General features: G+C 31.4%; 19 protein-coding genes, 5 tRNA genes and 2 other annotated features. Of the genes, 5 read left to right on the forward strand and 19 right to left on the reverse strand.

The window, feature by feature from the left end; all coding sequences use genetic code 11:
* Nucleotides 1–10: 10 nt before the first annotated feature.
* The 4 genes from G9F72_RS25985 to G9F72_RS26000 all read right to left on the reverse strand — a co-directional run bounded on the left by G9F72_RS25985 (nt 11) and on the right by G9F72_RS26000 (nt 338).
* Nucleotides 11–85: transfer RNA gene (locus G9F72_RS25985), tRNA-Thr, on the reverse strand.
* Between the two features lie 7 nt (nt 86–92).
* A tRNA-Asp gene (locus tag G9F72_RS25990) sits at nt 93–169 on the reverse strand.
* A 5-nt stretch (nt 170–174) separates the two neighbouring features.
* A tRNA-Val gene (locus G9F72_RS25995) sits at nt 175–250 on the reverse strand.
* A gap of 13 nt (nt 251–263) precedes the next feature.
* A tRNA-Glu gene (locus G9F72_RS26000) sits at nt 264–338 on the reverse strand.
* A 339-nt stretch (nt 339–677) separates the two neighbouring features.
* Between G9F72_RS26000 and G9F72_RS26005 the strand changes: the two genes are divergently transcribed.
* Entirely contained in the window at nt 678–1,907 is a 1,230-nt protein-coding gene (locus G9F72_RS26005; protein ID WP_164957276.1) for an NAD(P)/FAD-dependent oxidoreductase, read from the forward strand.
* A gap of 361 nt (nt 1,908–2,268) precedes the next feature.
* Nucleotides 2,269–2,498 (forward strand) — a binding site (T-box leader).
* 38 nt (nt 2,499–2,536) lie between these two features.
* Nucleotides 2,537–2,764 (forward strand) — a binding site (T-box leader).
* Between the two features lie 58 nt (nt 2,765–2,822).
* A complete protein-coding gene (gene thrS, locus G9F72_RS26010) occupies nt 2,823–4,736 on the forward strand; it encodes a threonine--tRNA ligase (RefSeq protein WP_164957277.1) in 1,914 nt (637 codons plus the stop codon).
* A 76-nt stretch (nt 4,737–4,812) separates the two neighbouring features.
* Here the strand turns inward: thrS and G9F72_RS26015 are convergent, their stop codons facing one another.
* Nucleotides 4,813–5,400 (reverse strand): ECF transporter S component, encoded by a 588-nt coding sequence (locus G9F72_RS26015; RefSeq protein ID WP_164957278.1) that lies wholly within the window; start codon nt 5,398–5,400, stop codon nt 4,813–4,815.
* 316 nt (nt 5,401–5,716) lie between these two features.
* On the opposite strand from G9F72_RS26015, the gene G9F72_RS26020 reads away from it, so the two are divergent.
* On the forward strand, nt 5,717–6,466 hold the full coding sequence (locus tag G9F72_RS26020; protein WP_164957279.1) for an acyl-[acyl-carrier-protein] thioesterase: 750 nt from the start codon (nt 5,717–5,719) through the stop codon (nt 6,464–6,466).
* A 334-nt stretch (nt 6,467–6,800) separates the two neighbouring features.
* Here G9F72_RS26020 and G9F72_RS26025 read toward each other — a convergent pair whose 3' ends face one another.
* From G9F72_RS26025 to G9F72_RS26045, 5 genes are all read right to left on the reverse strand, one after another.
* A complete protein-coding gene (locus G9F72_RS26025) occupies nt 6,801–6,986 on the reverse strand; it encodes a DUF1858 domain-containing protein (protein WP_164957280.1) in 186 nt (61 codons plus the stop codon).
* Between the two features lie 261 nt (nt 6,987–7,247).
* Complete coding sequence (locus G9F72_RS26030) at nt 7,248–8,534, reverse strand: adenylosuccinate synthase (protein WP_164957281.1); 1,287 nt, start codon at nt 8,532–8,534, stop codon at nt 7,248–7,250.
* Between the two features lie 134 nt (nt 8,535–8,668).
* Complete coding sequence (locus G9F72_RS26035) at nt 8,669–10,081, reverse strand: NAD(P)/FAD-dependent oxidoreductase (protein ID WP_164957282.1); 1,413 nt, start codon at nt 10,079–10,081, stop codon at nt 8,669–8,671.
* Nucleotides 10,082–10,479: 398 nt separating this feature from the next.
* Nucleotides 10,480–10,692, reverse strand: coding sequence for a DUF3006 domain-containing protein (locus tag G9F72_RS26040; RefSeq protein WP_164957283.1), 213 nt, complete (start codon nt 10,690–10,692; stop codon nt 10,480–10,482).
* A gap of 30 nt (nt 10,693–10,722) precedes the next feature.
* Nucleotides 10,723–11,685: a 3'-5' exoribonuclease YhaM family protein gene (locus tag G9F72_RS26045; protein WP_164957284.1), complete on the reverse strand. Its 963-nt coding sequence runs from the start codon at nt 11,683–11,685 to the stop codon at nt 10,723–10,725.
* 303 nt (nt 11,686–11,988) lie between these two features.
* On the opposite strand from G9F72_RS26045, the gene G9F72_RS26050 reads away from it, so the two are divergent.
* Nucleotides 11,989–12,900: an ABC transporter permease gene (locus tag G9F72_RS26050; RefSeq protein ID WP_164957285.1), complete on the forward strand. Its 912-nt coding sequence runs from the start codon at nt 11,989–11,991 to the stop codon at nt 12,898–12,900.
* 50 nt (nt 12,901–12,950) lie between these two features.
* Nucleotides 12,951–14,513, forward strand: coding sequence for a hypothetical protein (locus tag G9F72_RS26055; RefSeq protein ID WP_164957286.1), 1,563 nt, complete (start codon nt 12,951–12,953; stop codon nt 14,511–14,513).
* On the opposite strand, the gene G9F72_RS26060 is transcribed toward G9F72_RS26055, so the two are convergent.
* The 9 genes from G9F72_RS26060 to G9F72_RS26100 form a co-directional block, all read right to left on the reverse strand.
* Nucleotides 14,484–15,125 carry a phosphatase PAP2 family protein gene (locus G9F72_RS26060; RefSeq protein ID WP_164957287.1) on the reverse strand — a complete coding sequence of 214 codons (642 nt, stop codon included), beginning with the start codon at nt 15,123–15,125 and terminating at the stop codon, nt 14,484–14,486. The two genes, G9F72_RS26055 and G9F72_RS26060, sit on opposite strands and share 30 nt — an antisense overlap.
* Nucleotides 15,126–15,359: 234 nt before the next feature.
* Nucleotides 15,360–15,435, reverse strand: a tRNA-Thr gene (locus G9F72_RS26065).
* A gap of 24 nt (nt 15,436–15,459) precedes the next feature.
* Nucleotides 15,460–15,786, reverse strand: a complete 327-nt coding sequence (locus G9F72_RS26070; protein ID WP_164957288.1) for a TM2 domain-containing protein — start codon at nt 15,784–15,786, stop codon at nt 15,460–15,462.
* 120 nt (nt 15,787–15,906) lie between these two features.
* Nucleotides 15,907–16,218, reverse strand: a complete 312-nt coding sequence (locus G9F72_RS26075; RefSeq protein WP_224676254.1) for a hypothetical protein — start codon at nt 16,216–16,218, stop codon at nt 15,907–15,909.
* 80 nt (nt 16,219–16,298) lie between these two features.
* On the reverse strand, nt 16,299–17,354 hold the full coding sequence (locus G9F72_RS26080) for a ParM/StbA family protein (RefSeq protein WP_164957290.1): 1,056 nt from the start codon (nt 17,352–17,354) through the stop codon (nt 16,299–16,301).
* Nucleotides 17,355–18,302: 948 nt separating this feature from the next.
* Nucleotides 18,303–19,634 (reverse strand): replicative DNA helicase, encoded by a 1,332-nt coding sequence (locus G9F72_RS26085; RefSeq protein ID WP_164957291.1) that lies wholly within the window; start codon nt 19,632–19,634, stop codon nt 18,303–18,305.
* Nucleotides 19,635–19,748: 114 nt separating this feature from the next.
* Nucleotides 19,749–21,623: a Lon family ATP-dependent protease gene (lonC, locus tag G9F72_RS26090; protein WP_187356061.1), complete on the reverse strand. Its 1,875-nt coding sequence runs from the start codon at nt 21,621–21,623 to the stop codon at nt 19,749–19,751.
* A gap of 96 nt (nt 21,624–21,719) precedes the next feature.
* On the reverse strand, nt 21,720–22,163 hold the full coding sequence (gene rplI / locus G9F72_RS26095; RefSeq protein ID WP_164957293.1) for a 50S ribosomal protein L9: 444 nt from the start codon (nt 22,161–22,163) through the stop codon (nt 21,720–21,722).
* Nucleotides 22,163–24,154, reverse strand: coding sequence for a DHH family phosphoesterase (locus tag G9F72_RS26100; protein ID WP_164957294.1), 1,992 nt, complete (start codon nt 24,152–24,154; stop codon nt 22,163–22,165). Before G9F72_RS26100 ends, rplI begins: the two co-directional genes overlap by 1 nt.
* Nucleotides 24,155–24,164: the final 10 nt, after the last annotated feature.

The following is a 24,164-nucleotide window of genomic DNA, read 5'->3' on the forward strand; positions in this document are numbered from 1 at the left end:
AGTACTTTTTTGGAGCTAGCAATAGGAATTGAACCTACAACCTGCTGATTACAAGTCAGCTGCTCTACCGTTGAGCCATGCTAGCAGGAATATGGCGACCCAGAACGGACTCGAACCGTCGACCTCCGCCGTGACAGGGCGGCACTCTAACCAACTGAGCCACTGGGCCATATATGGTGGGAACAACAGGGTTCGAACCTGTGACCCTCTGCTTGTAAGGCAGATGCTCTCCCAGCTGAGCTATGCTCCCATATATGTTTTATTGGTGACTCCTAGGGGAATTGAACCCCTGTTACCACCGTGAAAGGGTGGTGTCTTAACCGCTTGACCAAGGAGCCATACTAAATTGTTATTTATTCATCATGTGCTTCCGTCTCGCAACCCAACATAAACTATAATACATAATTTTTCTTAAAGTGTCAACATATTTTCTTGTTTTTTTTTATTTATTTTTTTATATAATCCACGAATCCAATAAATTCAGTGGTTTCTCATATAAATAAAAGGTAGTCCATCACGGCGAATACTTACCTTGTTGCCAACTAGTGCTAAACATTTACTTTGATTTTTTATAACATAAAATAAAAATTAATATTAAAGGGCGCAGTTTTAGGGTAAAATTGTAGATAGCACACTCGATATTATAAATATATTTTTTCTCGAAGGGAGAGATTTACTTGAAACATTCTCTTATAATAGTTGGCGGAGGTGCCGCTGGTTTAACCTCTGCACTTATAGCAAAAGATTTTGGAATAGATGTAGCCATTATTGAAGGAACTGATCGAATAGGCAAAAAAATATTAACCACCGGTAACGGAAGATGTAATATTAGTAATGAAAACATAAATACCAATAGATACCATAGTGAAAATCCATATTTCTTTGAGCATACACTAAATTCTTTTAACCTAGTGCAAACTATAGATTTTTTTAACCGTTTAGGCATACCTTTAGTTGCTTTAGATGGTGGCAAAATGTTTCCTATGTCATTGCAAGCCTCATCAGTCATTGATATACTACGCTTTGCAATAGAAGAAAAACATATTCCTGTGTATACAAACACAAAAGCTAAAGAAATCACTAAAAATAAAAATGGTTTTAAAATTTCCACCATGGATAGTGACACATATGAGTGTGATAAGTTAATTATTGCTACAGGAGGTAAATCTGCCCCTAAGACAGGTTCTGACGGTTCTGGTTACACCCTGGCTAAACAATTAGGCCACAGTGTAACTTCGCTGGTACCGGCCCTTGTACAGCTTAAATTAAACTATAATAGGTTAAAGGCACTATCTGGAGTAAAATTCGACGGTTATGCAGAAATATTTATAAATGGTGAATGTGTCCAAAAGGAATTTGGAGAAATACTTTTCACTGATTATGGTATCTCTGGTCCTCCTATTCTTCAACTTAGCAGGACTGTTTCTTATGGTTTATCTAAAAATACTAAAGTTTCTTTAAAAATTGATATGTTACCAACTATTACTCCTGAAAATCTAAAAGAATTTTTAGAAAGTCATTGGTCACTATTTGGAAGTCGTAGTATTCTTGATTCATTTATTGGAATAATTCATAAAAAAATCATTCCAATAATTTTAAAACAAGTTAACATAGAAGATTTTCATAAACCTTGCTCTGATCTAAACTTAGAAGAAAAAAATGCTATATATGCACTGTTAAAGCAATGGCAATTTGAAGTTTCAGGCACCAATTCTTTTGCCAATGCTCAAGTCACTGCAGGAGGCATTAATACAAAAGAAATTAACCCACAAACTCTAGAATCAAATATTGTACCCAATCTATTTTTTGCTGGAGAAATATTAGATGTAGATGGAGATTGCGGTGGTTATAACCTCCAATGGGCCTGGAGTTCTGGTGCGATTGCAGGTATTAATGCTTCCAAATAGGAAATCATCCTATTCATAGTTAAGAGTTTTTTCTTAGATATGCTATAACGAAAAGTATATGTTGCTAGAATACAATCTGCGCAACATATACTTTTGTTAGCATAATCTATTTTACTAGATGATGAAAAACTAAAAAAAGCTCGAGATTACAAAACCTAATACTTATATTAGCAAGGCAAACGATACTATCGGATTTTTTGGTGCAAGTGGTCAATATATAGTCTCTAAGAGAATCGTCTTAACTAAGGATATAATTTTTAAATGATTGCGGACAAACATCGAAAATATGATTTTCTTATAAGAAAAAATACTATAAATATATATTGACATTAAAATACAATAGGTATATAATTGCAAGAAAGTAAAGACTATGAAGAGGATAAGTAAATAATTTACTGTTCTAACAGAGATAGAAATCCATCGGCTGAAAGGTTTCTAAGGCAAGTATTATTGAAAACCACCTCTGAGTTGAGTACTGAACTTAAGTAAGTATCTCCGCAAACCAGCGTTAAAGGTATCGAGTGATAGTAATACACATTTTTTGTGAATTGTTGTAATTTGGGTGGAATCGCGAGTATACTCGTCCCTTTTTTAGGGACGAGTTTTTTTTGTTTTTATTAATTTTATATCATAAAGCATTGAAGAGGACGAGTAAATAATTTACTGTTGTAAAAGAGAGCGAAACCCATCGGCTGAAAGGTTTCTAAGGCAAGTATTATTGAAAACCGCCTCTGAGTTGAATACTGAATTTTAGTAAGTATCTCCGCAAACCAGCGTTAAAGGTATCGAGTGATAGTAATACACATTTTGTGGATTGCTATAATTTGGGTGGAATCGCGAGTATACTCGTCCCTTTTTTAGGGACGAGTTTTTTTTGTTTTTAATAATTTTTTTATATAAGAGGAGGAAATATTTATGTTAAACATTATGTTAAAGGATGGAAATATTATTCAAATTGAACAAGGTGCAAAGGCTTATGATATTGCTATGAACATTAGTCCAGCACTAGCTAAAAAAACTTTGATTGCAAGAATAAATGGTAAAGCTACAGAACTTATGACTGAAATAAATTGTGATTGCGACCTAGAAATCTTAACGTTTGAAGACATTGAAGGAAGATTGGCATTAAGACATACTGCAGCTCACGTGCTTTCTCAAGCAGTAAAAAGGTTATATCCAAATGTTAAGCTTGCTATTGGTCCTGCAATTGACAATGGGTTTTACTATGATTTTGACTCAGAAGAAACATTTACTCCAGAAATTCTAGAAAAAATAGAAAAGGAAATGGAGAAGATAGTTAAAGAAGGGTTTAAGCTTGAAAAATTTGTGCTTTCAAGGGAAGAAGCTATAAAGCTTATGCTGGAAAAAGAAGAACCATATAAAGCTGAATTGATTAATAATCTACCTGAGGGAGAAATTATATCCTTTTATAGGCAAGGAGAGTTTGTTGATCTTTGTGCAGGTCCACATGTTCCAGCCACTTCATATGTTAAGGCATTTAAGCTTTTATCTGTTGCTGGTGCTTACTTTCGAGGTGATGAAAATAATAAGATGCTTCAAAGGATATATGGAACAGTATTTCCTAAAAAAAGTGAATTAGAATCTTATATTAATATGCTTGAAGAAGCCAAAAAGAGAGATCATAAAAAGCTAGGAAGAGAACTTAAATTATTTACATTTATGGAGGAAGGGCCTGGTTTCCCTTTTTTCCTACCAAATGGTGTTGTTTTAAAGAATAACTTAATTGAATATTGGAGAGGTATTCATAAAAAATTTGGATATGTAGAAATTGAAACTCCCATAATCTTAAACAGAAAACTTTGGGAAACTTCAGGACATTGGCAACACTATAAAGAAAATATGTATACAGTTAATATCGATGAAGAAGATTTTGCAATTAAGCCAATGAACTGTCCTGGGGGTATGCTTGTTTATAAGTCAGAACCTCATTCTTATAGGGATTTACCTATAAGAGTAGGAGAGCTTGGTAAAGTACACAGGCATGAGTTGTCCGGGGCTATACAGGGACTTATGAGAGCAAGAGCCTTCACTCAGGATGATGCTCATATATTCATGCTTCCGCAGCAAATAAAAGAAGAAATAAAGGGTGTAATCCGACTTATAGATGAAGTTTACTCAAGGTTTGGATTTAAATACAGTGTTGAACTTTCAACAAGACCAGAAAATTCTATGGGAAGCGATGAGGAGTGGCAAATAGCAGAAAGCTCCCTTGCTGCAGCATTAAACGAGATGAATATGCAATATAAGATAAATCAGGGTGATGGAGCATTTTATGGTCCAAAGATTGATTTTCATTTAGAAGATAGTCTAGGTAGACGTTGGCAGTGTGGAACTATACAATTAGACTTTCAACTTCCTCAAAGATTCGATTTAAACTATATTGGAAGTGATAGTGAGAAGCATAGACCAATAGTTATACACAGAGTAATCTTCGGAAGTTTGGAGAGATTCATAGGAGTATTAATAGAGCATTTTGCAGGTAAGTTTCCAACTTGGATTGCACCTGTACAGGTAAAAGTATTACCTATTTCAGAAAAATTTGCTGATTATGCAAAGAATGTTGCAGACCTCCTTAACGAAAATAACATCAGAGTAGAATTTGACAGTAGGGTAGAAAAGATTGGTTATAAAATTCGAGAAGCAAGAAATGAGAGAGTACCATATATTTTAGTTATAGGAGAAAAAGAGCAGCAAGAAGGTAATGTTTCTATGAGAAGTAGGAAAAATGGAGATGAGGGAACAGTTTCCTTAAGTGAATTTATTGCAAGGGTTAAGTATGAAATAGATAATAAAATTCTAGAAGTTTAAGTAAATACTATACTTTTCGTTATAGCATAATCCAAGAAAAAACAAAGACACTTAGCCTTTGCTAAGTGTCTTTGTTTTATTTTTTCATCTTTTTAATTGACAGTATGACCGGTATGGTAATTATAGTAGCTATTATAGCTTCAGGAACACCATTTATTACTGCTATACTATAAATGGTCTTGGCAGCAATAGACGGGTCTATGCCTTTAGAAGCAGCGAATTTAGCTGCATATAAAATATATATCATAGTAAGAACACCAAAGGTGTTAGTTAAAGACCCAACAACAGTAGCTAATCCAATTTTTAGGCTATCATTTTTAGTAAAACTTAATTTATAAACATAGTATGAAGTAAAACCAATAAGAACTCTTGGTAATACAGATACTAGCGGATTTATAAAAGCAAAAGATAGAATATTTGGAGCCATAATATTTTGCATAATGCTAAAAATTCCAAATATTAATCCAATAGCCATTCCAACTATTGGTCCACCTATTATAGACCCTATAATAACAGGAATATGCATGATAGTAGCTTTTGCACCAGGCAGTGGAATAAAACCATATCCCGTTAATCCCAGTACTACACAAATAGCTGATAGCATTCCGATAGTTGTAAGTTGATTTGTTTTTACCCTTCTCTTTTCAAAAGAATGATTGATCATATTTTCCCTCCGCTCTTATTCCATAAGGATATAAGTCGATTATACTAATAATCCTTATTTCTAGTTCAGTTTCATAATGAATACCGACAACAATATTTTATCACTTTTTTTATAATTATTACATAGATAAAAAAATTTATTTTAGAATCTCTCGTTACAATTTTAATTTTAAAATTCTTTAACTTTGTAGTAGAATGATAGGTATGTGATCAAACTAATAAATGTTATTAGTTCGATATTATTTTAACACAAACAAACTAAAAATGCATAAAAATAAAAAATATATCGTAAAAAGCAGAAATATGGGAGGTATAATATGAGTAGAATTCCAGCGGTTACAGAAAGAAGTTATAATGTTCATTACTATGAAGTAGATATTCATAAAAGAGCCTTAATTTCAAGTATTATTGATTATCTTGGAGATATGGCTATGTATCAAAGTGAAATTTTGGGTGTTGGCATAGAACATCTTAAAGAGAACAAAATGGCATGGGTGTTATATAAATGGGACATAACAATGGAGTCATATCCACTATTAAATGAAACCATAAAGGTAAAAACTTTTGCATATTCTTTCAGAAAATTTTATGCCTATAGGAAGCATGAAATTATTGATGCAGAAGGAAATAGAATAGGATACGCTAATTCCGTGTGGATTCTAATAAATACAGATAGACGAAGGCCAATAAGAATTACTAAAGATATGTATGGCGCCTATGGTATAGATGACAGTAATAATACGCCTATAGATATTGAGGATATAATATCTATAACTACAGTAGATTGCGAGAAAAGCTTCCAAGTGAGATATAGTGATATCGATACCAACATGCACGTAAATAATGTTAAATATGTTGCTTGGGCTTTAGAAACAGTTCCTAAGGATATAGTACTAAATTGTGAACTAAAGAATATCAAGGTAACCTACGAAAAAGAAACAACCTATGGAGAAATCATAAAAGTAAGCACTGAAATTATAAGAGAAAAAGATAAAACAATATGTAGACATAAAATCATAAATGAAGAGAGCACTGAGCTTACCCTCTTAGAAAGTACTTGGATATAGTAGCTAAGACTTTTTAAATAATAGTATATCGTGATATTATGTATTTTTTCTTAGATTATGCTAACAAAAGTATATGTTGCGCAGAATGCATTTGAGCAAGCTTTAGTAATTCTTAACTAATTTTAGTGAAAGATACGTTAAGAAAAGCGCATGTTTGAGCGTTAGCGAGTTTGCACTTTTTAGTATCTTTCAATAAAATTAGTTTAGAATTACTTAGCGAAGTGAAAGCATTCCAGCAACATATACTTTTTGTTATAGCATAATCTAAGAAAAAATCTCTTAACTCATAGACGTACAAAAAGACACCTAGCATTCGCTAAGTGTCTTAATTTTTTTATGCGTTTAATTTAGCCATTAATGCTTCTAAATCAAGACCATGAACCATTGCTGCTTCTTCTAATGTTTCAGCTTGTGCTGAAGGACATCCTACGCAACCCATTCCAAATCCCATAAGTACTTCAACTGATTCTGGTTTTTGTCTTACAACTTCACCTATTGTCATATCCTTAGTTAATATCATATTATCTACCTCGCTTTTTTTAAATTTGAAATAATTATATCAGAATTTAACTATCAAATAAATAAAAATATTTATTTAACTTTAATTATCATTCTCATTATGATTATATTGTATATACATCTATTTTACAAGTACGCACTTTTTTAATCTTTAGTTTATACTTGTATACCTAAAAGCTATTTCCACACTACTTATGCTTTCCTATAATATATAAAACATACATATTGCAAAGATGATCTTTGCAATATGTATGTTTTATTGTTATATTTCAGTTAATACCATAGTCTGATCTCTTTTAGGTCCTACTGATACTATAGAAACTTTAACTCCTGTAAATTCTTCTATTCTCTTTATGTATATTTTTGCATTCTCAGGAAGTTCATCATAACTTCTTGCATCAGCTATATTTTCATCCCAACCATCAAACTCTTCATATACTGGAACGCATTTAGCTAAATCCTCCAAACTTGCTGGGAAATAATCTATAACACTTCCTTCAAATTCATATCCTACACAGATTTGAATTTTTTCAAGTCCTGCTAAGGTATCTATTTTAGTTACAGCAAAGCTAGTAAGTCCTGAGATTCTTGCTGCAGTTTTTAATATAACAAGGTCAAGCCATCCACATCTTCTTGCTCTGCCTGTTGTTACACCAAATTCAAAGCCTTTTTCGCGAATCCACTCTCCAACTTCATTCTCAAGCTCTGTTGGAAATGGTCCTTTTCCTACTCTTGTAGTATATGCCTTAGCTATTCCTACAGCATTTGTTATCATAGTAGGTCCTATCCCTGCTCCAGTACAAACTCCTCCGGCAATAGTATTAGAAGAAGTTACAAAAGGATATGAGCCATAATCTATATCAAGTAAAGTTCCTTGTGCTCCTTCAAATAGAACATTTTTACCTGCTTTTATTGCGTCAAAAACTTTTACTGATATATCTTTTACAAAAGGTCTCATTTTTTCTGCGTACTCTAGGTACTGTGTATATATTGTATCAAAATCTAGTGCTTTGCCACCCAAAACTTTTGTTATTATGTCATTCTTCATTGATAAACTAGTTTGAAGCTTTTCTTTGAAAACATCTTTTTTCATTAAATCACAAACTCTAATTCCGCTTCTTTCAAATTTATCAGTATAACAAGGGCCAATACCTTTTTTGGTAGTTCCGATATCATTTTTGCCTCTAGCTATTTCATATAGATTATCTAACTCTTTATGGTATGGCATTATAACCTGTGATCTATCACTAATCATTAATCTTTCTGGAGTTATGTTCTCGCCTAACGCTTCTAAATAGTCAATTTCTGTAAATAGAGCTTCTGGGTCTACAACCACTCCATTACCTATTACATTCAATTTATCTTTATATAATATTCCTGATGGAATTAAGTGAAGCTTATATTCTTTTTCTCCTACGACTACAGTGTGACCTGCATTATTTCCGCCTTGGAATCTGACAACCACATCAGCTCCCTCAGCAAGATAATCCGTCATCTTACCTTTACCTTCGTCTCCCCATTGAGCTCCTAAAATAATAAATGCTGACATACAAATTCCTCGCTTTCTTAATTTCATAACTTTTTAATTATTGTTGTTGTGAAATTATATTGTATCTTATGTTTACTACATATTGAATTATACACTTTTAATATTCATTAACCAATGATTTAGTTTAAATATTCTTAGTCTTCCTTTTTAGCTATATCTCTAGCTACAACTACACCGGTTGTGGATGCTTGCATTAGACCTCTAGTTATTCCTGCTCCATCTCCTATGGTGTATAAATTGCTAATAGATGTTTCAAATTTATCATTTGTACTAATCTTACTAGAATAAAATTTTACTTCTACTCCATATAGTAAAGTGTTTTTGCTATATAACCCTGGTGCTATCTTATCAAAAGCCTTTAATGCTTCCACAATAGAAGTTAAGTGCCTTTGTGGTAATACAAAGCTTAAATCTCCTGGTACTGCTGATTTTAGTGTAGGAACAGTAGTTGATTTAGCCAGTCTATGATCATCTGTTCTTCTTCCTTTTAGTAAATCCCCCAGTCTTTGAACCATTATACCTCCGCCAGTTAACATATTACCTAGCTGAGCTATATATTTTCCATAATCAATGGGTTGATTGAAGGGCTCAGTAAAAGTAGTAGATACAAGCATTGCAAAATTTGTATTAGTTGTTCTAAGAGATTTATCTGAGTAACTATGACCATTTACAACTGCAATCTTATTATCATCATAATATTCTGCTGACACTACTCCACCTGGGTTCATACAAAAGGTTCTAACCTTACTGTCAAAGGTATCAGAATAATATACTAATTTCGCTTCATATAAGTCCTTCGTTAAATGATCCATAACAGAATTAGGTACCTCTACGCGAAGTCCAATATCTACTGCATTATTAGTAACCACAATGTTATGTTTTTTTGCTTCATTTGAAACCCACTCTGCCCCACCTCTACCTGGCGCTGCTACAACATACCTTGCATCAACCTTAACCACTCCGTCTTTATTCTTTAACAATATCCCAGTGGCTTTATTATCTTCTATTAATATTTCTTCCACTTCACTAAGTTCTACAAATTCTGTATTTGTATTATCCATTAAATGATGGTACATAGATTTTAAAACTTCATAGGCGAGTTCCGTTCCTAAATGCCTTACTGGGCATTCAACAAGACGAATATTATATTTACTTGCTTCGTATTTGATTTCGTCAACCTTATCACTATTAAGTCCATATACCTTTTCATTTGCTCCAAATTTTATATAAATGTCATCACAATACTTTATTAATTTTTTTGATTCATCTTCAGTTAAATATTCAAGAAGTCTTCCACCCACCTCAGGGCTTAGAGAAAGCTTACCATCTGAAAAAGCTCCAGCGCCTGACCATCCAAATGTTATCCCACAAGGATTACATTTAACACATTTTCCATTTTCTCTAGCTGGACATTTTCTTTTCTCTATACTTCTTCCCTTATCAACTATAAGTACACTAAGTTCAGGTTTTTTATTTGTAATTTCTAGTGCCGTAAATATTCCCGCGGGTCCGGCTCCTACAATAACTACATCATAATTTTTTTTCATTTCACATACCCCCTTATATTCCTTAAGGGCAGATAACAATTATTTACTGTTATCCTCCTGTATAGCTCTTGGGCATATAACAATTATTATTTGTTATCCCCTTTGTATTAGTTTTGGGCAGATAATAATTTAAGTGGTTGTTTGCCTACTTAATAATATCAGAGTGGTGTGTTCCAGTCAATATAAAATGCGAATATTAATAATTTATTTTTAATTATAGTTCGTATATTATTTATATAAATTTTTATTGTTCTGCCTAAATATATTCTGTGCTTTTTCTACCTACTATATTAATTTTTTTGGAATTAAATTTTTATTTATTGGTATAAAATAAAAAATACACTTACTCACATTGACTAAATAAGTGTATTTTTTCTTATAGATGATTTTTTAACAATTTATTTTTCCCACAAGTCCTCTGTTAATTTTTCTATTTCTTTTTTTCTTTTCAACGTATCATCCTTGTCAATAGTTATACTATCTGCTATATGTATAACCATACCTTCCTGCGCTCCTATTGGTAATTTTATTTTATTTATATTAATCATTTTTCTATCCTCAAGCTCTACTACTGCATAATCCCCTTCAAATCTATCTATTATTCCCTTCATTATTATCACCTTCATCCAAAGATTTCTTATTTATTTATTAAGAAAACTCTTATAAATACTTATATTATCTAGCGACCATATTCTTTCAGAAAATTTACCTTCCTCAGTATCATTTAATGCCTTATTCATATCATACATTCTTGCATCCATTATATCTAAATGATGTAACATTTCAGCTTCTGGTATCATAGGTTTTTTAGGGCTACCATATTCCGCTTCATAGTGATGAGCTAGCACCATATGTTGTAGTAGCATGGTTACTTCCTTATCCGCCTTAACCTGAATACTTGCTGTTTCTATCATTTTAATTCCTTGAACTATATGGCCTATAAGTTGACCTTCCACTGTATACTCTGATACAATTCCAAGTTCACTAGCATTCATTTCGTATATTTTACCAATGTCATGAAGTATTATACCTGCATATAACAAATCCATATTTAAAAAAGTATAGATTTCACCTAATTTTTCTCCGGCCTTAAGCATGGTGGTAGTATGATATAGCAGTCCTGATCTTATAGCATGATGATTAGACTTAGCTGCAGGGTAATGCATAAGCTTCTCTTCATTATCACCTAAAATATTTGTAACTACATTTTGAATATCTGTATTTTTAATTTTAGATAGATAATTTAAAATATCATCATACATTTTTTCTGATGAATATGGCGCCACTGCAACATAATCACAAATATTAACTTCATCTCTTTCCTCTGGTAGTCTTATCATTTCAATTTTTAATTGAAGCTTTCCTCGCCACTCATTTACACTACCTTTGACCTTCACTAAAATATTTTGCTTAAAGGTATTTTCTAATTCTTCATTGCATTCCCAAAGCTTTGCATTTATATCCCCTGTGGCATCTCCTAAATTAAAGTCTAAATATTTATTTGTATTACTATTATTAGAAACCTTGCTGTCTACAGATTTTATAACAAAAAAGCCTTCAATCCTATCACCTTTTTTTATTTCACTTATCTTTTTAATTTCCATATTTATCTCCTTATTATTGTATTGAACTTATTACATATAATACATTATGCTGATACAAGTCCAGAATATTTCTATATGTATTAATTAAATAATGTTAAATGCACCCTTCAATTATACATCATTATTGTTTTTCCTCCAATATTATTAAAATTGTATGATTTTACCTAAATCATCTTTATAAAATTAAATCTATTTATTTATTTATGCCCTATGTTTACAATATCCTATATTTTATGTATAATATGTTATATCTTGTATTAATAGGTATGTTTTTGTTTTTTTATATAATGTGGAGGTGGTAAAATGAATCACTTAAATAAAAAGGATTTTGTTATTATTGGTTCTAAAGATGAGTCTTTTGATGAGCCATACCAATATACGCAGATTAGAAATCCAATTAGAATCTTTTTTAAAAATAAGCTGGCTGTCACTTCACTAATAATACTGTTAATTATTATCGCAATAGTCATTTTTGGGCCACTCTTTAATAATTATCAATATGACAAAGAAGATTTATATGCGCATAATTTTAAGCCCTCCCTTGAGCATTGGTTTGGCACAGATACGGTGGGCCGTGATATTTTTATACGGGTATGCTTAGGTGGCAGAATATCTTTACTTGTTGGTGTTGTTGTAGCTACCATTAATTTAATAATTGGAATTATATATGGTGGTATATGTGCATATTATGGAGGAATTGTGGATGATATAATTATGAGAATAGTTGAAATAATATTGTGTGTTCCTAATTTAATTATTATTCTTTTAATTTATATGATTCTTATTCCAAGCATAACTGGTTTGATTATAGCTATGAGCTTAACCGGTTGGTGCACAGTTACTAGAATTGTTAGAGCTCAGTTATTACAGCTTAAGGAACAAGACTACATACTCGCCGCTCATGCACTAGGTGCAACCTCTGCAAGAATTATAAGTAAGCATTTAATAGGTAATCTTATTAATACTGCCATAGTTGTTATTTCCTTGGAAATTCCTTCAGTTATGCTTAATGAAGCTACATTAAGTTATTTAGGCTTTGGTGTACAACCTCCTGATTTGAGTTGGGGATTAGTAGCAAATCAATCTCAGTTTGCCTTTATATTCTACCCTTATCAAACCTTTATACCCGTTACTTTTATAGCCATAACAATAATTTGTTTTAATTTTATAGGTGAGGGTTTACAAAATGTTTTTGATCCCACATTTTTAAATTAAAATAAAATAATCTTCCACTGATTTGCCCATTTTTATTTGGAGGTATCAATATGAGAAAAAAAGTTTTTATTATAATCTTTAGTTTTATATTTATTGCTATTTCTATTTTTCAATATTCCCTTAATTATAAAAAAAGGATAAAGCCACCTTCTTCTACTTGGTCTAAAGAAGTTTTGATTTCTTCTGGCAATATTACTACAGCTCCAAATATATTGAAATTTAATGGAAATTTTTTAGTAGCACACAACGATAATAACACTATAAAATTATTATGCTTAGACACTCTTGGTATAAAAAAAAGTACTAAAACTTTTTCTGCTAAAACTAATCTACCCACTAGCATAGAAATCTTTACTGATGATGTATTTATTTATTTAAGTTGGTTTAAGAGTAATGGTTCTGCTAAATCATTAAATACTTTGAAATTAGACAAGAACCTTAATTTAATAGAAGAATATGAAGATAAACTGGCTAGTGAAAGAATAAAATTAGATGACCACGTAATGGCTGTCGCTTATGAAGATACAATTCGAATTATGGATTTAAAATCTAAAAAAAATACTATAATTAAAACTTGCTATAATCCCTCTTATATAGCAGGAACTAAGCACAATGACAAATATATTATTTCTTATATGCAGGCTACTCAAGGAGTTAACTACTTTTACGTAAAAGATGGACTAGCCTCAGACATTAAGCTTGCTGGTACAATTGTTGAATGGAGCAGAGTTCGTTATACCTCTAGTGCTCTTTCTACTAATGGTGAAAAAGCATATATTCTTTTAGAATATGTGTATTCATCTACATTTATTGGTCAAAAACTTCTTACTTTTTCTCTAAATAAGGAGGAATACACGGTCACGGATTACACTGAAATAGTTAATGAAAATCCCTTTTATAATGCTACTTCTTTTAAATCAAATACTGCTGCTAAGTTTTTAATTAGTGGTGGCAGATCATATGAGAAGAAAGAGCTTTATACTGATATTTTAGAAATAACTGTAAATGGGAAATTAGTTTCCAATATTATCCCCTTATCTAGATCCAAAAATACTTCCATGTATCCCGCAGTTTATAACGACACTGTAATATTTTGTGATTTTATAAATAGTTCTAAATTAAATGTTTACATGGTTTCTAGTAGGGAAGATTTTAAGAAAGCTTATAATTTCAATAGAAAATCCGAAGCAATCCGTGCATTAAACGATACTTTTGAAAGCTTTATGTTTAGTATTGTATATATTCTTGCCTTTGGTTCACTTTGGATAGTACCTTCTTTATGTATTGCTTCAATAGCTTCTCTGGTTGAATATAAGTTGACAGATAAAAAAAGAAAATTATTATTCGTTTTTATATATTTTCTTATAACTTTAATCAAATGTTACTTTATATACAATATTTCCTTCAAAAAATATACTTTCTTTTTACCAGAATTTATGACAATTCCTCTTGGATTTGCTATAACCCTAATGATAAGTATACCCTGTTGTATTTATGCCTATAAAAAATACGCACAAAATTTACAAGATAACGTTGTAGCCTTATCCATATCCTTACCGCTTATAATAGATAGTTTACTTACTTTATATATTTTTGTACCTTTTATAAAATAAGATAGCAATATCTTCTTTTTTACTATTATTTATAAATCTAAATATTACTTCACTTAATAGAATAGCAAATACCAAATCCAATACCACATGTTGCTTAACAAATTGAGTAGATATAATTATAAGTATCCCTATTATATTAAAAATAAAACTTATAATTATATTGTTTTCAGTACCATTAATGCCTTTCATAATAATATATGTTGTTGTGACGTGCATACTTGGAAAGCAATTAAAAGGATTATCATATTTATATATCATATTCACTAATTTAGATAATATATCTGTGCCAGCGACTATTGGTCTAGGCACTGTGGTTTGAAAAATTGCATATATAATATAACATATCACTAGACCAATATTTAAACTAATAAGAGAAGTATAATAAGTTTTGCGATTTTTCATACATAGATATATTAAGCCTACAGCAATATATCCATACCATGTTACATACGGCAGTATAAATATTTTAAGAAATGGTATTGTCTGATCTACATTTGTTACTAAACTATTTATATTTCCATCTCCATTATTTAAGAGTTTATAAAAAATAATAGAAACTACAATTGATGCCATAAAACTCAATGCAATTAAGTCACTTTTAAACTTTTTCATAAAATCTCCTTTCTATGGTAGCCTTATGTTACTAATTTAATATATACTTTATATACATTTTCTGCAGTATGTGGATTAATATTCATGTTTTTTAAATTTTATATAAAAAAAGCTATTTATATATGAATGCTCATATATAAATAGCTTTTTTATAATTCCTTATTTTTTTGTGAAAGTTCGTTTCTAAGTATGTTATAGTATCGCTACTTAAGCTTTTTTTCTATGGTATAAAATTGGAGCTGAAAAAGGGGATCGAACCCTCGACCTACGCGTTACGAGTGCGTTACTCTACCAACTGAGCTATTTCAGCATATCTAAATTGATTTAATCCTCTTTAGTAGTTATACATATTTTTATTTAAATGTAACCCATTTATATCAGTAAATGAATTAGTAGCAATTGAAATCAAATCAACTAATATCCATATACCAAAACCACCAAAAGTTAAAATCATTAAAATTCCTGTACCGGTTTTACCTACATAAAATCTATGAATGCCAATTCCGCCAAGAAAGACACACAACAATAGTGCAACTAACCAATTTTTGTCACTAACAGTTCTTACTTCGGTCCTATTCTGTTGAATTAATAAATTGATGCCACAGGTTTTACAGAAATTAGATCCATCATCATTTTGAGCGCTACAATTATGACAGAACATTAAATCACCCTTTTCTCATTATTTTAAATATCTTATTTATATTTTATCATATGTGGCAACATTTTACTATATGTATGTTATTTATCTAATCAAAAGGAGTGGCCCGGTCGCCACTCCAAACTATAAAGACATATCTTTCACGCAATTAAGCTTTTTCCTATAATCACTTTCAATAGAATCAATATCCCTCTCTTGCTGTTCTCTCTTTATTTTTTTAACAGTATTTGTATCGTCAATTTGTGGTATTGAATTTGGTACAGCATTTTTAAAAAGCTCTCCAACTATATTACCTATATATTCTTTAACTTCAGGATTATCTAAAATGTTTGCAATATCTACTGCATCCAATTGCTTAACTTTATTCCCGTAGTCCTTGTAAAATCTTAGAGCCTGCTTTATAAGTTTAGAATTATTGATACCCTTCTTCTCCATATTGCTCACATAAGTAATCAAGTCTTTATCTGTATCCTCTCCTAAGTTTGATGATACAGTCTTACGGAGGGCGCCCATAATTATTGTTCCGCTTCTGTAGTTGAAGCAACTTCTTTATTTCCATCTAAGTATTCAAGCACTAGCAGTTCCTTATATCTTTCAGCAAATAGTATAGCATTAGCACATTGAGGATCTTTATTATCTATTAGTTTTGGTTCAGTTTTTTTAAACTCAGTTTGTAAATAATCTAATAATAAATCAGCAGGACCTCCTATTATTCTTATATCTTTACAAGTATTCGGTTTAAAAGAACTATTAATTGAACTGATTGCTTTCTCTACATAAGGTCTTAACACTAAGTCCTTAATGTCTTGTAAGACATTTGTCTCTCCAAAAGGTAGTTCATCGTCTTCTAAGTATTCAATAGCATCTGATATGTCATAATTACCGTCAGAACCTTCTGCTGAGTTGAACTTAGTGAGCAAAGCCTCTGTTATTGGCTCAAAACCATGTTGAGCAAAACTACTAGCCTTAGTCATTCCTAGCACCTTGTTACCGAATTCATCTTTTTCATATTTCCATTGAGATACATCTAAAGTACCACCACCAAAGTCAAGTAACAACATTGGGTAACTAAACATTTCCATAGTTTCTGCACTTAATGTTCCTCCTTGTTTAAATACTTGTACATCTAAAATTTCAATATCATATGCTATATTGTTTATTGTTATAGATTGTCTTTCCATCTTCTTGATTTCATTTTTAAGTGGAATACTATGGTCTATATAATATTCCGCAGGAAGTCCAACAGCAAGTCTTACCTTTATCTTAGTTTCACCTTTAAAACTAAGTGCAATAGCATTAAGTAAGTTCAGCTTATAGTGTTCTGACATGTATTTGTTAGATTCCATATTAAGCTTACCCTCTTTGTTACCTACTGTATAAAACTTCCCATTCCAGGTTACATTACTTATTCCAGTAGCCCTTGAACCATGCTTGCTTACAGAAGATACTCTACTAGCAAATATTACATTTGTACTTGTTTTTGTAAATGTATTTCCTATGTCTACAGTTAATACGGAGGCCAACACTTTGTTTAGCACAGGGTATTTTTTTGATATATCTGTTAAGTTCATTTTTCTTTCCTCCTAATTATTTCTTTTTATGGTTTGTTATTATATATTCTGTATTATAATGTAAACTCCTTCTTTTTTAACAATTTTTTTTGTAAACATTTGTAAGCCTATATGTAGATGTTTATATACCTACTTGTAAACATATATAGATATATCTACAAATGTTTATATATCTATACTAAAACAAAAATAGGATAAGAAAACTTATAAAGTTTCCTTATCCTATCATTACTAAACCACTTAAGTTGCTATCAATTATATAAATGCTATCATATTTACTAAATTGAGGTATACATAAGAGCTTTTTGATAAATAAATCTTGATTGTCTAGTACTTAAACTCCTGGTTCTAGGGTCAGTTCGTTACTCTGGTGCACAATCAGACGTTATAAAGTGATAACTGAATATAATATATATATATTTATCTATCTATTTGTAAACGTAGATATATATATATACAAATGTAGATATATATATACTAGTCAAAACGCCCTTATCAGCTCATTATATACACATTATTTTCTTTTTAAATGTTAACGCTAACAAAAGTATATGTGGCGTAAGAATGTGTTTGAGCAAGCCTCAGTAATTTAAATTTAAATTTAGAATTACTCAGCGACGCGAGCACATTTCTTACAACATATACTTTTCATTATACTATCGAGAAACAATATCAATTTTTGAAACAAAGTGTTTTTCTTAGATGATGCTAACAAAAGTATATATCGCGTAAAATGCGTATGAGCAAGCTCTAGTAATTCAAAATTTATTTTATTTATAGCTGCGTTAAGAAAGCCGCATGTTTGAGCAAAGCGAGTTTGCGGCTTTTAGCAGATATAAATAAAATAAATTTTAGAATTACTTAGCGCAGCGAACGCATTTCTAGCGACATATACTTTTAGTTAAAGCATCTTCTAAGAAAAACTTTTAGTTTAAAGGAGATTATTTTCTAATCTCTATGAATAACATCCAGCCTAGCAAATTTACTGAATTGACCTATCCATGCAAGTCTTACCGTTCCCACAGGACCATTCCTTTGTTTTGCTATTATACACTCTGCTACATTCTTATCTTCTGTTTCCTTATCATAATACTCATCCCTATATAAGAACATAACGATGTCAGCATCCTGCTCAATAGATCCTGACTCTCTAAGGTCTGATAGCATAGGTCTATGGTCAGCTCTTTGCTCTGGCGCACGTGACAGCTGTGACAATGCTATAACTGGGCACTGCATCTCTTTTGCAAGGGCTTTAATAGATCTAGATATTTCTGATACCTCTTGTTGTCTACTCTCAGGATTACTACCAGACATAAGTTGGAGATAATCTATAACTATCATGTCAATACCATGCTCCATTTTTAATTTTCTGCATTTTGAACGCATATCCATAACAGAAGTTCCTGCTGTATCATCAATGAATATTTTAGCAGCAGCTAGAGGCCCTGAGGCTTTAGCTATGTTTTCCCAGTCCTTATCTTCTAAATTACCATGTCTAAGCTTTGACATATCAACATTCGCTTCTGAACAAAGTAATTTATAGGCAAGCTGCTCTTTAGACATTTCCAGTGAAAATATAGCAACATTTTTCCCTTCCCTAAGAGCCGCATACTCAGCTAAATTTAGTGCAAAGGTTGTTTTACCCATAGAGGGCCTAGCCGCAATAAGAATCATATCGCCCTTTTGGAATCCAGCTGTTTTATCATCCAGTTCTGGAAAACCACTAGGTATTCCAGTTGTTTCACCTTTATTATTAAAGATTCTTTCTATTTCTAGAAATCCTCTCTCAAGTACAGTATTCATTGGCTCAAAGTCACTTGTATTCTTTCTCTCTGCTATATTAAAGACTTTTTGCTCTGCAAGATCCATTACTGCCTCTACATCATCTTGCTTATTGTAACAATTTTCCATAATATCAGTAGAGGCTCTGATAAGTTTTCTTAAAATAGATTTATCATCTACAATTTTTATATATGAACTTAAATTGGCAGTAGAGGGTATTGAGTTACTTATCTCTGTAATATAAGTAATTCCCCCTGAAGCTTCTAACTTTTCAGAAGAACGTAAATGCTCGAGTAGTGTAATCATATCAATAGGTGTATCCTTTTGATATAAATCAAAAATAGCGTTAAATATAACCTTATGAGAATCTCTGTAAAAATCATCGCCTTTTAAAATCTCAACTACCCTTGATATGGCAGTTTTATCTATTAGCATTGATCCAATTACCGATTGCTCTGCTTCTAAGTTATAAGGCAGGCTTCTAAGAGGTGTATCCATTTTTTCATCTCTCCTAAAGTATTGTTTATGCCCTGTTAAAATTACACCATCGAAGATGATAAACATCTACGATGTTGATGATTTAACAGGGCTTAATTATAATTACTTATTTTTTTATGCAAAGACTAATTTCATTAGTTCCTCAATGGTTGATATAGCTCTTGTTTCAATATCCACAAGATCAATAGGTACTTCTTTTTCATTATCTTTTGGAATCATCACCATCTTAATTCCTTTTCTTCTTGCACCATAAATTTTTTCAAATATACCACCTACTGGTTTTATAATACCACGAAGGGATATCTCCCCAGTTACTGCTATATCCTGCCTTAGTGGTTTATCTAAAAGTGAACTAATTATACATACAGTTATAGCGGCTCCAGCTGATGGTCCATCAATTTTACCTCCACCAACTATATTTACATGTATGTCATAATCCTTAATATCCTTATTGGTTGTCTTTCTTATTACTGACGCAGCATTAAATACTGAGTCCTTAGCCATACTTCCAGCAGTATCGTTAAATCTTACTTGGCCTTTACCTTTTTCCTTGGCTTCAAATACTGATGTCTCTATTTCTATAGTTGATCCTATATACCCTGATACTCCAAGCCCATATATGTGACCAACTTCAAATTTAAGTTTATTATCTAATTCTTCATAAGGTGTTAATCTACTTATAGATATAACATCTAATAAATCCTTAAGCTCAATTTTAATCTTAAGACTTTTTGTCTCTTCTCTATTGTGCAATACATATCCATAAGCATCCGCTAAAATGTTTACAGCTTTTCTTCCTTCAATTGTATATCTACTAATTGTTTCAGCTACACCATCTGCAACTTCAACTTTTAATTTATTTGCAGCATTCACTACTATAGTTTCAATATCTTTCGCAGTTAATGGTTCAAAGTAAACTTCAGTGCATCTTGATCTTAATGCTGGGTTTATGTCTGATGGTTCGCGAGTTGTAGCTCCTATTAAAACAAAATCTGCTGGAGCACCTTTGTCAAATAAATATTTTATATATTTAGGTGTGTTTTCATCTTCAGGATCGTAATAAGAGGACGAAAACTCAACTCTTTTATCTTCTAGTACTTTAAGAAGTTTGTTTTGAAGTATATTATCAAGTTCTCCTATCTCATCAATAAACAATATTCCGCCATGAGCCTCAGTAACAAGACCTGGCTTAGGTTCAGGAATTCCAATTTCAGCTAGATCTCTTTTACTTCCCTGATATATTGGGTCGTGAACAGATCCGAGTAGTGGATTTGTTATTTCTCTTGGATCCCATCTGAGTGTTGTTCCATCAACTTCTATAAATTTAGCATCTTTATCATAAATAGTATAACTTAGCTTTTTAGCTTCCTCAAGAGCGAGCCTTGCTGCAGTAGTCTTACCTACTCCCGGTGGCCCATAGAGAATAATATGTTGAGGATATGGGGATGCCATTTTAGATAGCAGTGATTTTATAGCTCTTTCTTGGCCAACTATTTCACTAAAACTATCTGGTCTTAACATAGCTTGTATGTTTTTCGTGAGTTTTCTGCTATCAAGTAATTCTAGATCCGCATACTTTTTAAGTGTTTTAGCATTTTCAGGTCCCTTTTGTTTCTTAATTATGCTAAGTCTTACCTCATCAATATACTTTTCTTGCTTTTCCATTAGATTTTTTTCTACTTCAGCTTCAATCTTATTTTGCACATATCTTTTAGCTATTTCTTCAGTTAGCCACTCATTAGTGCTATCTAACACCTCTTGAATATTGTTTTGATTAGGTACTATATCTATGCCCTTACCATCGCTTATAATTTTATTTAATGCATATAATTTTTTATATATATCTTGGCTTTTTATATACTTTTGAAGTTTGAATTTTATAGTTTTAGCCTTTATACTATTCTCATCTATTACGTTTCTCATTATTTCATATAAAACGTCAATTTGTGTATCTAGTGGTAAGGCATCTTTTACAATGGGTTCTCCCATTTTATTAACAAGTAATGTCTTCAAGTTCAATCCGCTTTAAATAGATAACACTATCAATTTATTTACTAAAGCGCTTCCTCCCTTCTTTTTTATAAATTATTCCTCACAAACAAGAACTTTTATCTTAGTAGATATTTCTGGATATACTTTAATCTCTACATCATAAGTTCCTAATAATTTTATTGTATCTGTTACTATTTTCTTTTTATCAATATCTAAATTACATTGTTTATTTAATGCTGTTGCTATATCTTTATTTGTAATTGCACCAAAAAGTTTTCCATTTTCTCCAGCTTTGCCAATTATTTTTACAACTTTATCTTTAAGGTCATTAGCAGTTTTCTGTGCTTCCTCAATTTCAGAGGTTTTCTTTTTTCTTTCAGTTTCATTTTTTTTATTTAATATATGCATATTTGCGTCTGTTGCTTCCTGTGCCAATTGCCTAGGAAATAAAAAATTCCTTGCATACCCATCTGCGGCGTTAACCACATCTCCCTTTTTACCTACACTTTTAATATCTTTTAATAAAATAACTTTCATTATTTTTCACCTTCCTTTAAGTATTCATCAATAGCTTCATTTAATTTCACTAATACTTCTTCAATATCCATTGAAGTAAATTTTGTACCAGCCATAGTCATATGTCCACCGCCGCCTAATGTCTCAAGTATTAACTGTACATTGATTTTCCCAAGAGACCTTCCGCTAACAAAGACTTCATCTCCTATTTTAATAATAACAAATGACGCCTCAATACCAGTAATGTTTAGAAGCTCATCCGCTGCTTGAGCCGCGAGTACTGTATCTTCTACTATTGGGGAACAAACTGCTATAGCAATTTCATTTTCAACTTTTGCTGATCTTATAATATCAGCTCTTTTTAAATAGACATTTAAATCATCAGAAAACATTTTTTTAACATCCATAGTATCTGCACCATGACGCCTTAAAAAGGCAGCGGCCTCAAAGGTTCTAACTCCTGTTTTAAAATAGAAGTTTTTTGTATCTATACATATTCCTGCGAGTAGAGACACCGCTTCTATATGCTTAAGCTTTGGCTTATCTACCATATATTGAATCATCTCAGTAACTAGTTCAGAAGTAGAGGATGCATAAGTTTCCATATAGCTGAGCACTGCCCCTTGTATGAAATCTTGTGATTTTCTATGATGGTCAATTATAACTACTTTTTCTACTTCTTTAACTATTTCTAAATTAAGCACGTAACTCTCATTATGAACATCTACTATTATAAGCAGATTATTAGATTTTTTAACACTTTTATATTTTTCACTTGATATAAATGTGTTTTTGTATTCCTCATCTTCCACAAATATATCCATCATGCTTTTTATGCCAGTACTTATTCCTTCCAGAATAATATAGCATTCTTTATTTGTGCTTTTAATAATACTATATAGACCAATTGCTGCACCTAAGCAATCAGCATCAGGGTTTTTGTGTCCCATAATGAAAATTACATCGCTCTCACTTACTAAATCCATTAACGCATGAGCAATAACTCTTGCACGAACTTTAGTTCTTTTCTCAACTTCCTTTGTTTTCCCTCCAAAGAAGGATAATTTATCACCTTTTTTTACTACTGCCTGATCACCGCCACGACCTAAGGCAAGTTCCTTCGCTGAAGCCGCAAATTCATAGTTTTTTAGTGGTGTATCTTCTCCTCTTCCTACGCCTATGCTTAAAGTAACTGCAAGCTTGTTACCATTACTTATTTCGCGAACACTATCTAGTATATCAAATTTCTTTTCTATTTCTTTTTCAATATACTTATCTTGTACTATAATAACATATTTATTTGATGTATATTTTTTTACAACAGCATTTACGCTCTGTCCATAGCTATTTATTGTTCGCTCAATATCAGCTACAAGCAGTGGTGCCTTATCTTCTTCTGTAGTTTTAATAACATCATCAAGGTTATCAACCTCTACTAGCATAACACTTTCTCTATTACCGTTAATACCTTTTATTAAATTGTTTTTTTCCGTTATATCATAAAAATATAAAAGCATAATCTTATCTTTAACATTTTTATTTTCATTTGTATCCACAATATTGGTATAAATTTCATAAAATCTCTCTTTTATTTTAATATTTGGAAATATATTTTTCTTACCCTCTAAAACTTGTTTTAAAGGCAGATCCTTAATAATATCCCTAATGTTTTTATTTAAAAGATCTTCTCCTTCAAGCATTGTGGTTACACTTTGATTGTACCATAAAATGTTTCCCATATACCCAATAATTATTAGGGGAAAGGGAAGCTTTACTAGTGTACTTGTAGTTGCTATATCAAGTTTTGAGGAAAAATTTTCAATAAACTGTTTCCACTCACTTTTTTTTATCTTTGTGTTGTAAATATTGTATACCACTAGAATAGCGTATAATACTAGCATAAGTATTCCTACTTCAAAGTGTCCATAATAAAATATTATACATATAAATAGGGCCATGGTCACCATATATATTTTATTATTAACATTAAAGTAATTATATTTATTATCCATAATTCGCCCC

This window comes from Clostridium estertheticum (genome assembly GCF_011065935.2).
GTDB lineage: Bacteria > Bacillota > Clostridia > Clostridiales > Clostridiaceae > Clostridium_AD > Clostridium_AD estertheticum_A.

What these genes read in the sequence shown, in the direction of transcription:
- thrS (WP_164957277.1), top strand. Translation starts at nt 2,823, where the DNA reads ATGTTAAACATTATGTTAAAGGATGGAAATATTATTCAAATTGAACAA.
- G9F72_RS26015 (WP_164957278.1), bottom strand. Translation starts at nt 5,400, where the DNA reads ATGATCAATCATTCTTTTGAAAAGAGAAGGGTAAAAACAAATCAACTT.
- G9F72_RS26020 (WP_164957279.1), top strand. Translation starts at nt 5,717, where the DNA reads ATGAGTAGAATTCCAGCGGTTACAGAAAGAAGTTATAATGTTCATTAC.
- G9F72_RS26025 (WP_164957280.1), bottom strand. Translation starts at nt 6,986, where the DNA reads ATGATATTAACTAAGGATATGACAATAGGTGAAGTTGTAAGACAAAAA.
- G9F72_RS26030 (WP_164957281.1), bottom strand. Translation starts at nt 8,534, where the DNA reads ATGTCAGCATTTATTATTTTAGGAGCTCAATGGGGAGACGAAGGTAAA.
- G9F72_RS26035 (WP_164957282.1), bottom strand. Translation starts at nt 10,081, where the DNA reads ATGAAAAAAAATTATGATGTAGTTATTGTAGGAGCCGGACCCGCGGGA.
- G9F72_RS26040 (WP_164957283.1), bottom strand. Translation starts at nt 10,692, where the DNA reads ATGAAGGGAATAATAGATAGATTTGAAGGGGATTATGCAGTAGTAGAG.
- G9F72_RS26045 (WP_164957284.1), bottom strand. Translation starts at nt 11,685, where the DNA reads ATGGAAATTAAAAAGATAAGTGAAATAAAAAAAGGTGATAGGATTGAA.
- G9F72_RS26050 (WP_164957285.1), top strand. Translation starts at nt 11,989, where the DNA reads ATGAATCACTTAAATAAAAAGGATTTTGTTATTATTGGTTCTAAAGAT.
- G9F72_RS26055 (WP_164957286.1), top strand. Translation starts at nt 12,951, where the DNA reads ATGAGAAAAAAAGTTTTTATTATAATCTTTAGTTTTATATTTATTGCT.
- G9F72_RS26060 (WP_164957287.1), bottom strand. Translation starts at nt 15,125, where the DNA reads ATGAAAAAGTTTAAAAGTGACTTAATTGCATTGAGTTTTATGGCATCA.
- G9F72_RS26070 (WP_164957288.1), bottom strand. Translation starts at nt 15,786, where the DNA reads ATGTTCTGTCATAATTGTAGCGCTCAAAATGATGATGGATCTAATTTC.
- G9F72_RS26075 (WP_224676254.1), bottom strand. Translation starts at nt 16,218, where the DNA reads ATGGAGAAGAAGGGTATCAATAATTCTAAACTTATAAAGCAGGCTCTA.
- G9F72_RS26080 (WP_164957290.1), bottom strand. Translation starts at nt 17,354, where the DNA reads ATGAACTTAACAGATATATCAAAAAAATACCCTGTGCTAAACAAAGTG.
- G9F72_RS26085 (WP_164957291.1), bottom strand. Translation starts at nt 19,634, where the DNA reads ATGGATACACCTCTTAGAAGCCTGCCTTATAACTTAGAAGCAGAGCAA.
- lonC (WP_187356061.1), bottom strand. Translation starts at nt 21,623, where the DNA reads ATGGGAGAACCCATTGTAAAAGATGCCTTACCACTAGATACACAAATT.
- rplI (WP_164957293.1), bottom strand. Translation starts at nt 22,163, where the DNA reads ATGAAAGTTATTTTATTAAAAGATATTAAAAGTGTAGGTAAAAAGGGA.
- G9F72_RS26100 (WP_164957294.1), bottom strand. Translation starts at nt 24,154, where the DNA reads ATGGATAATAAATATAATTACTTTAATGTTAATAATAAAATATATATG.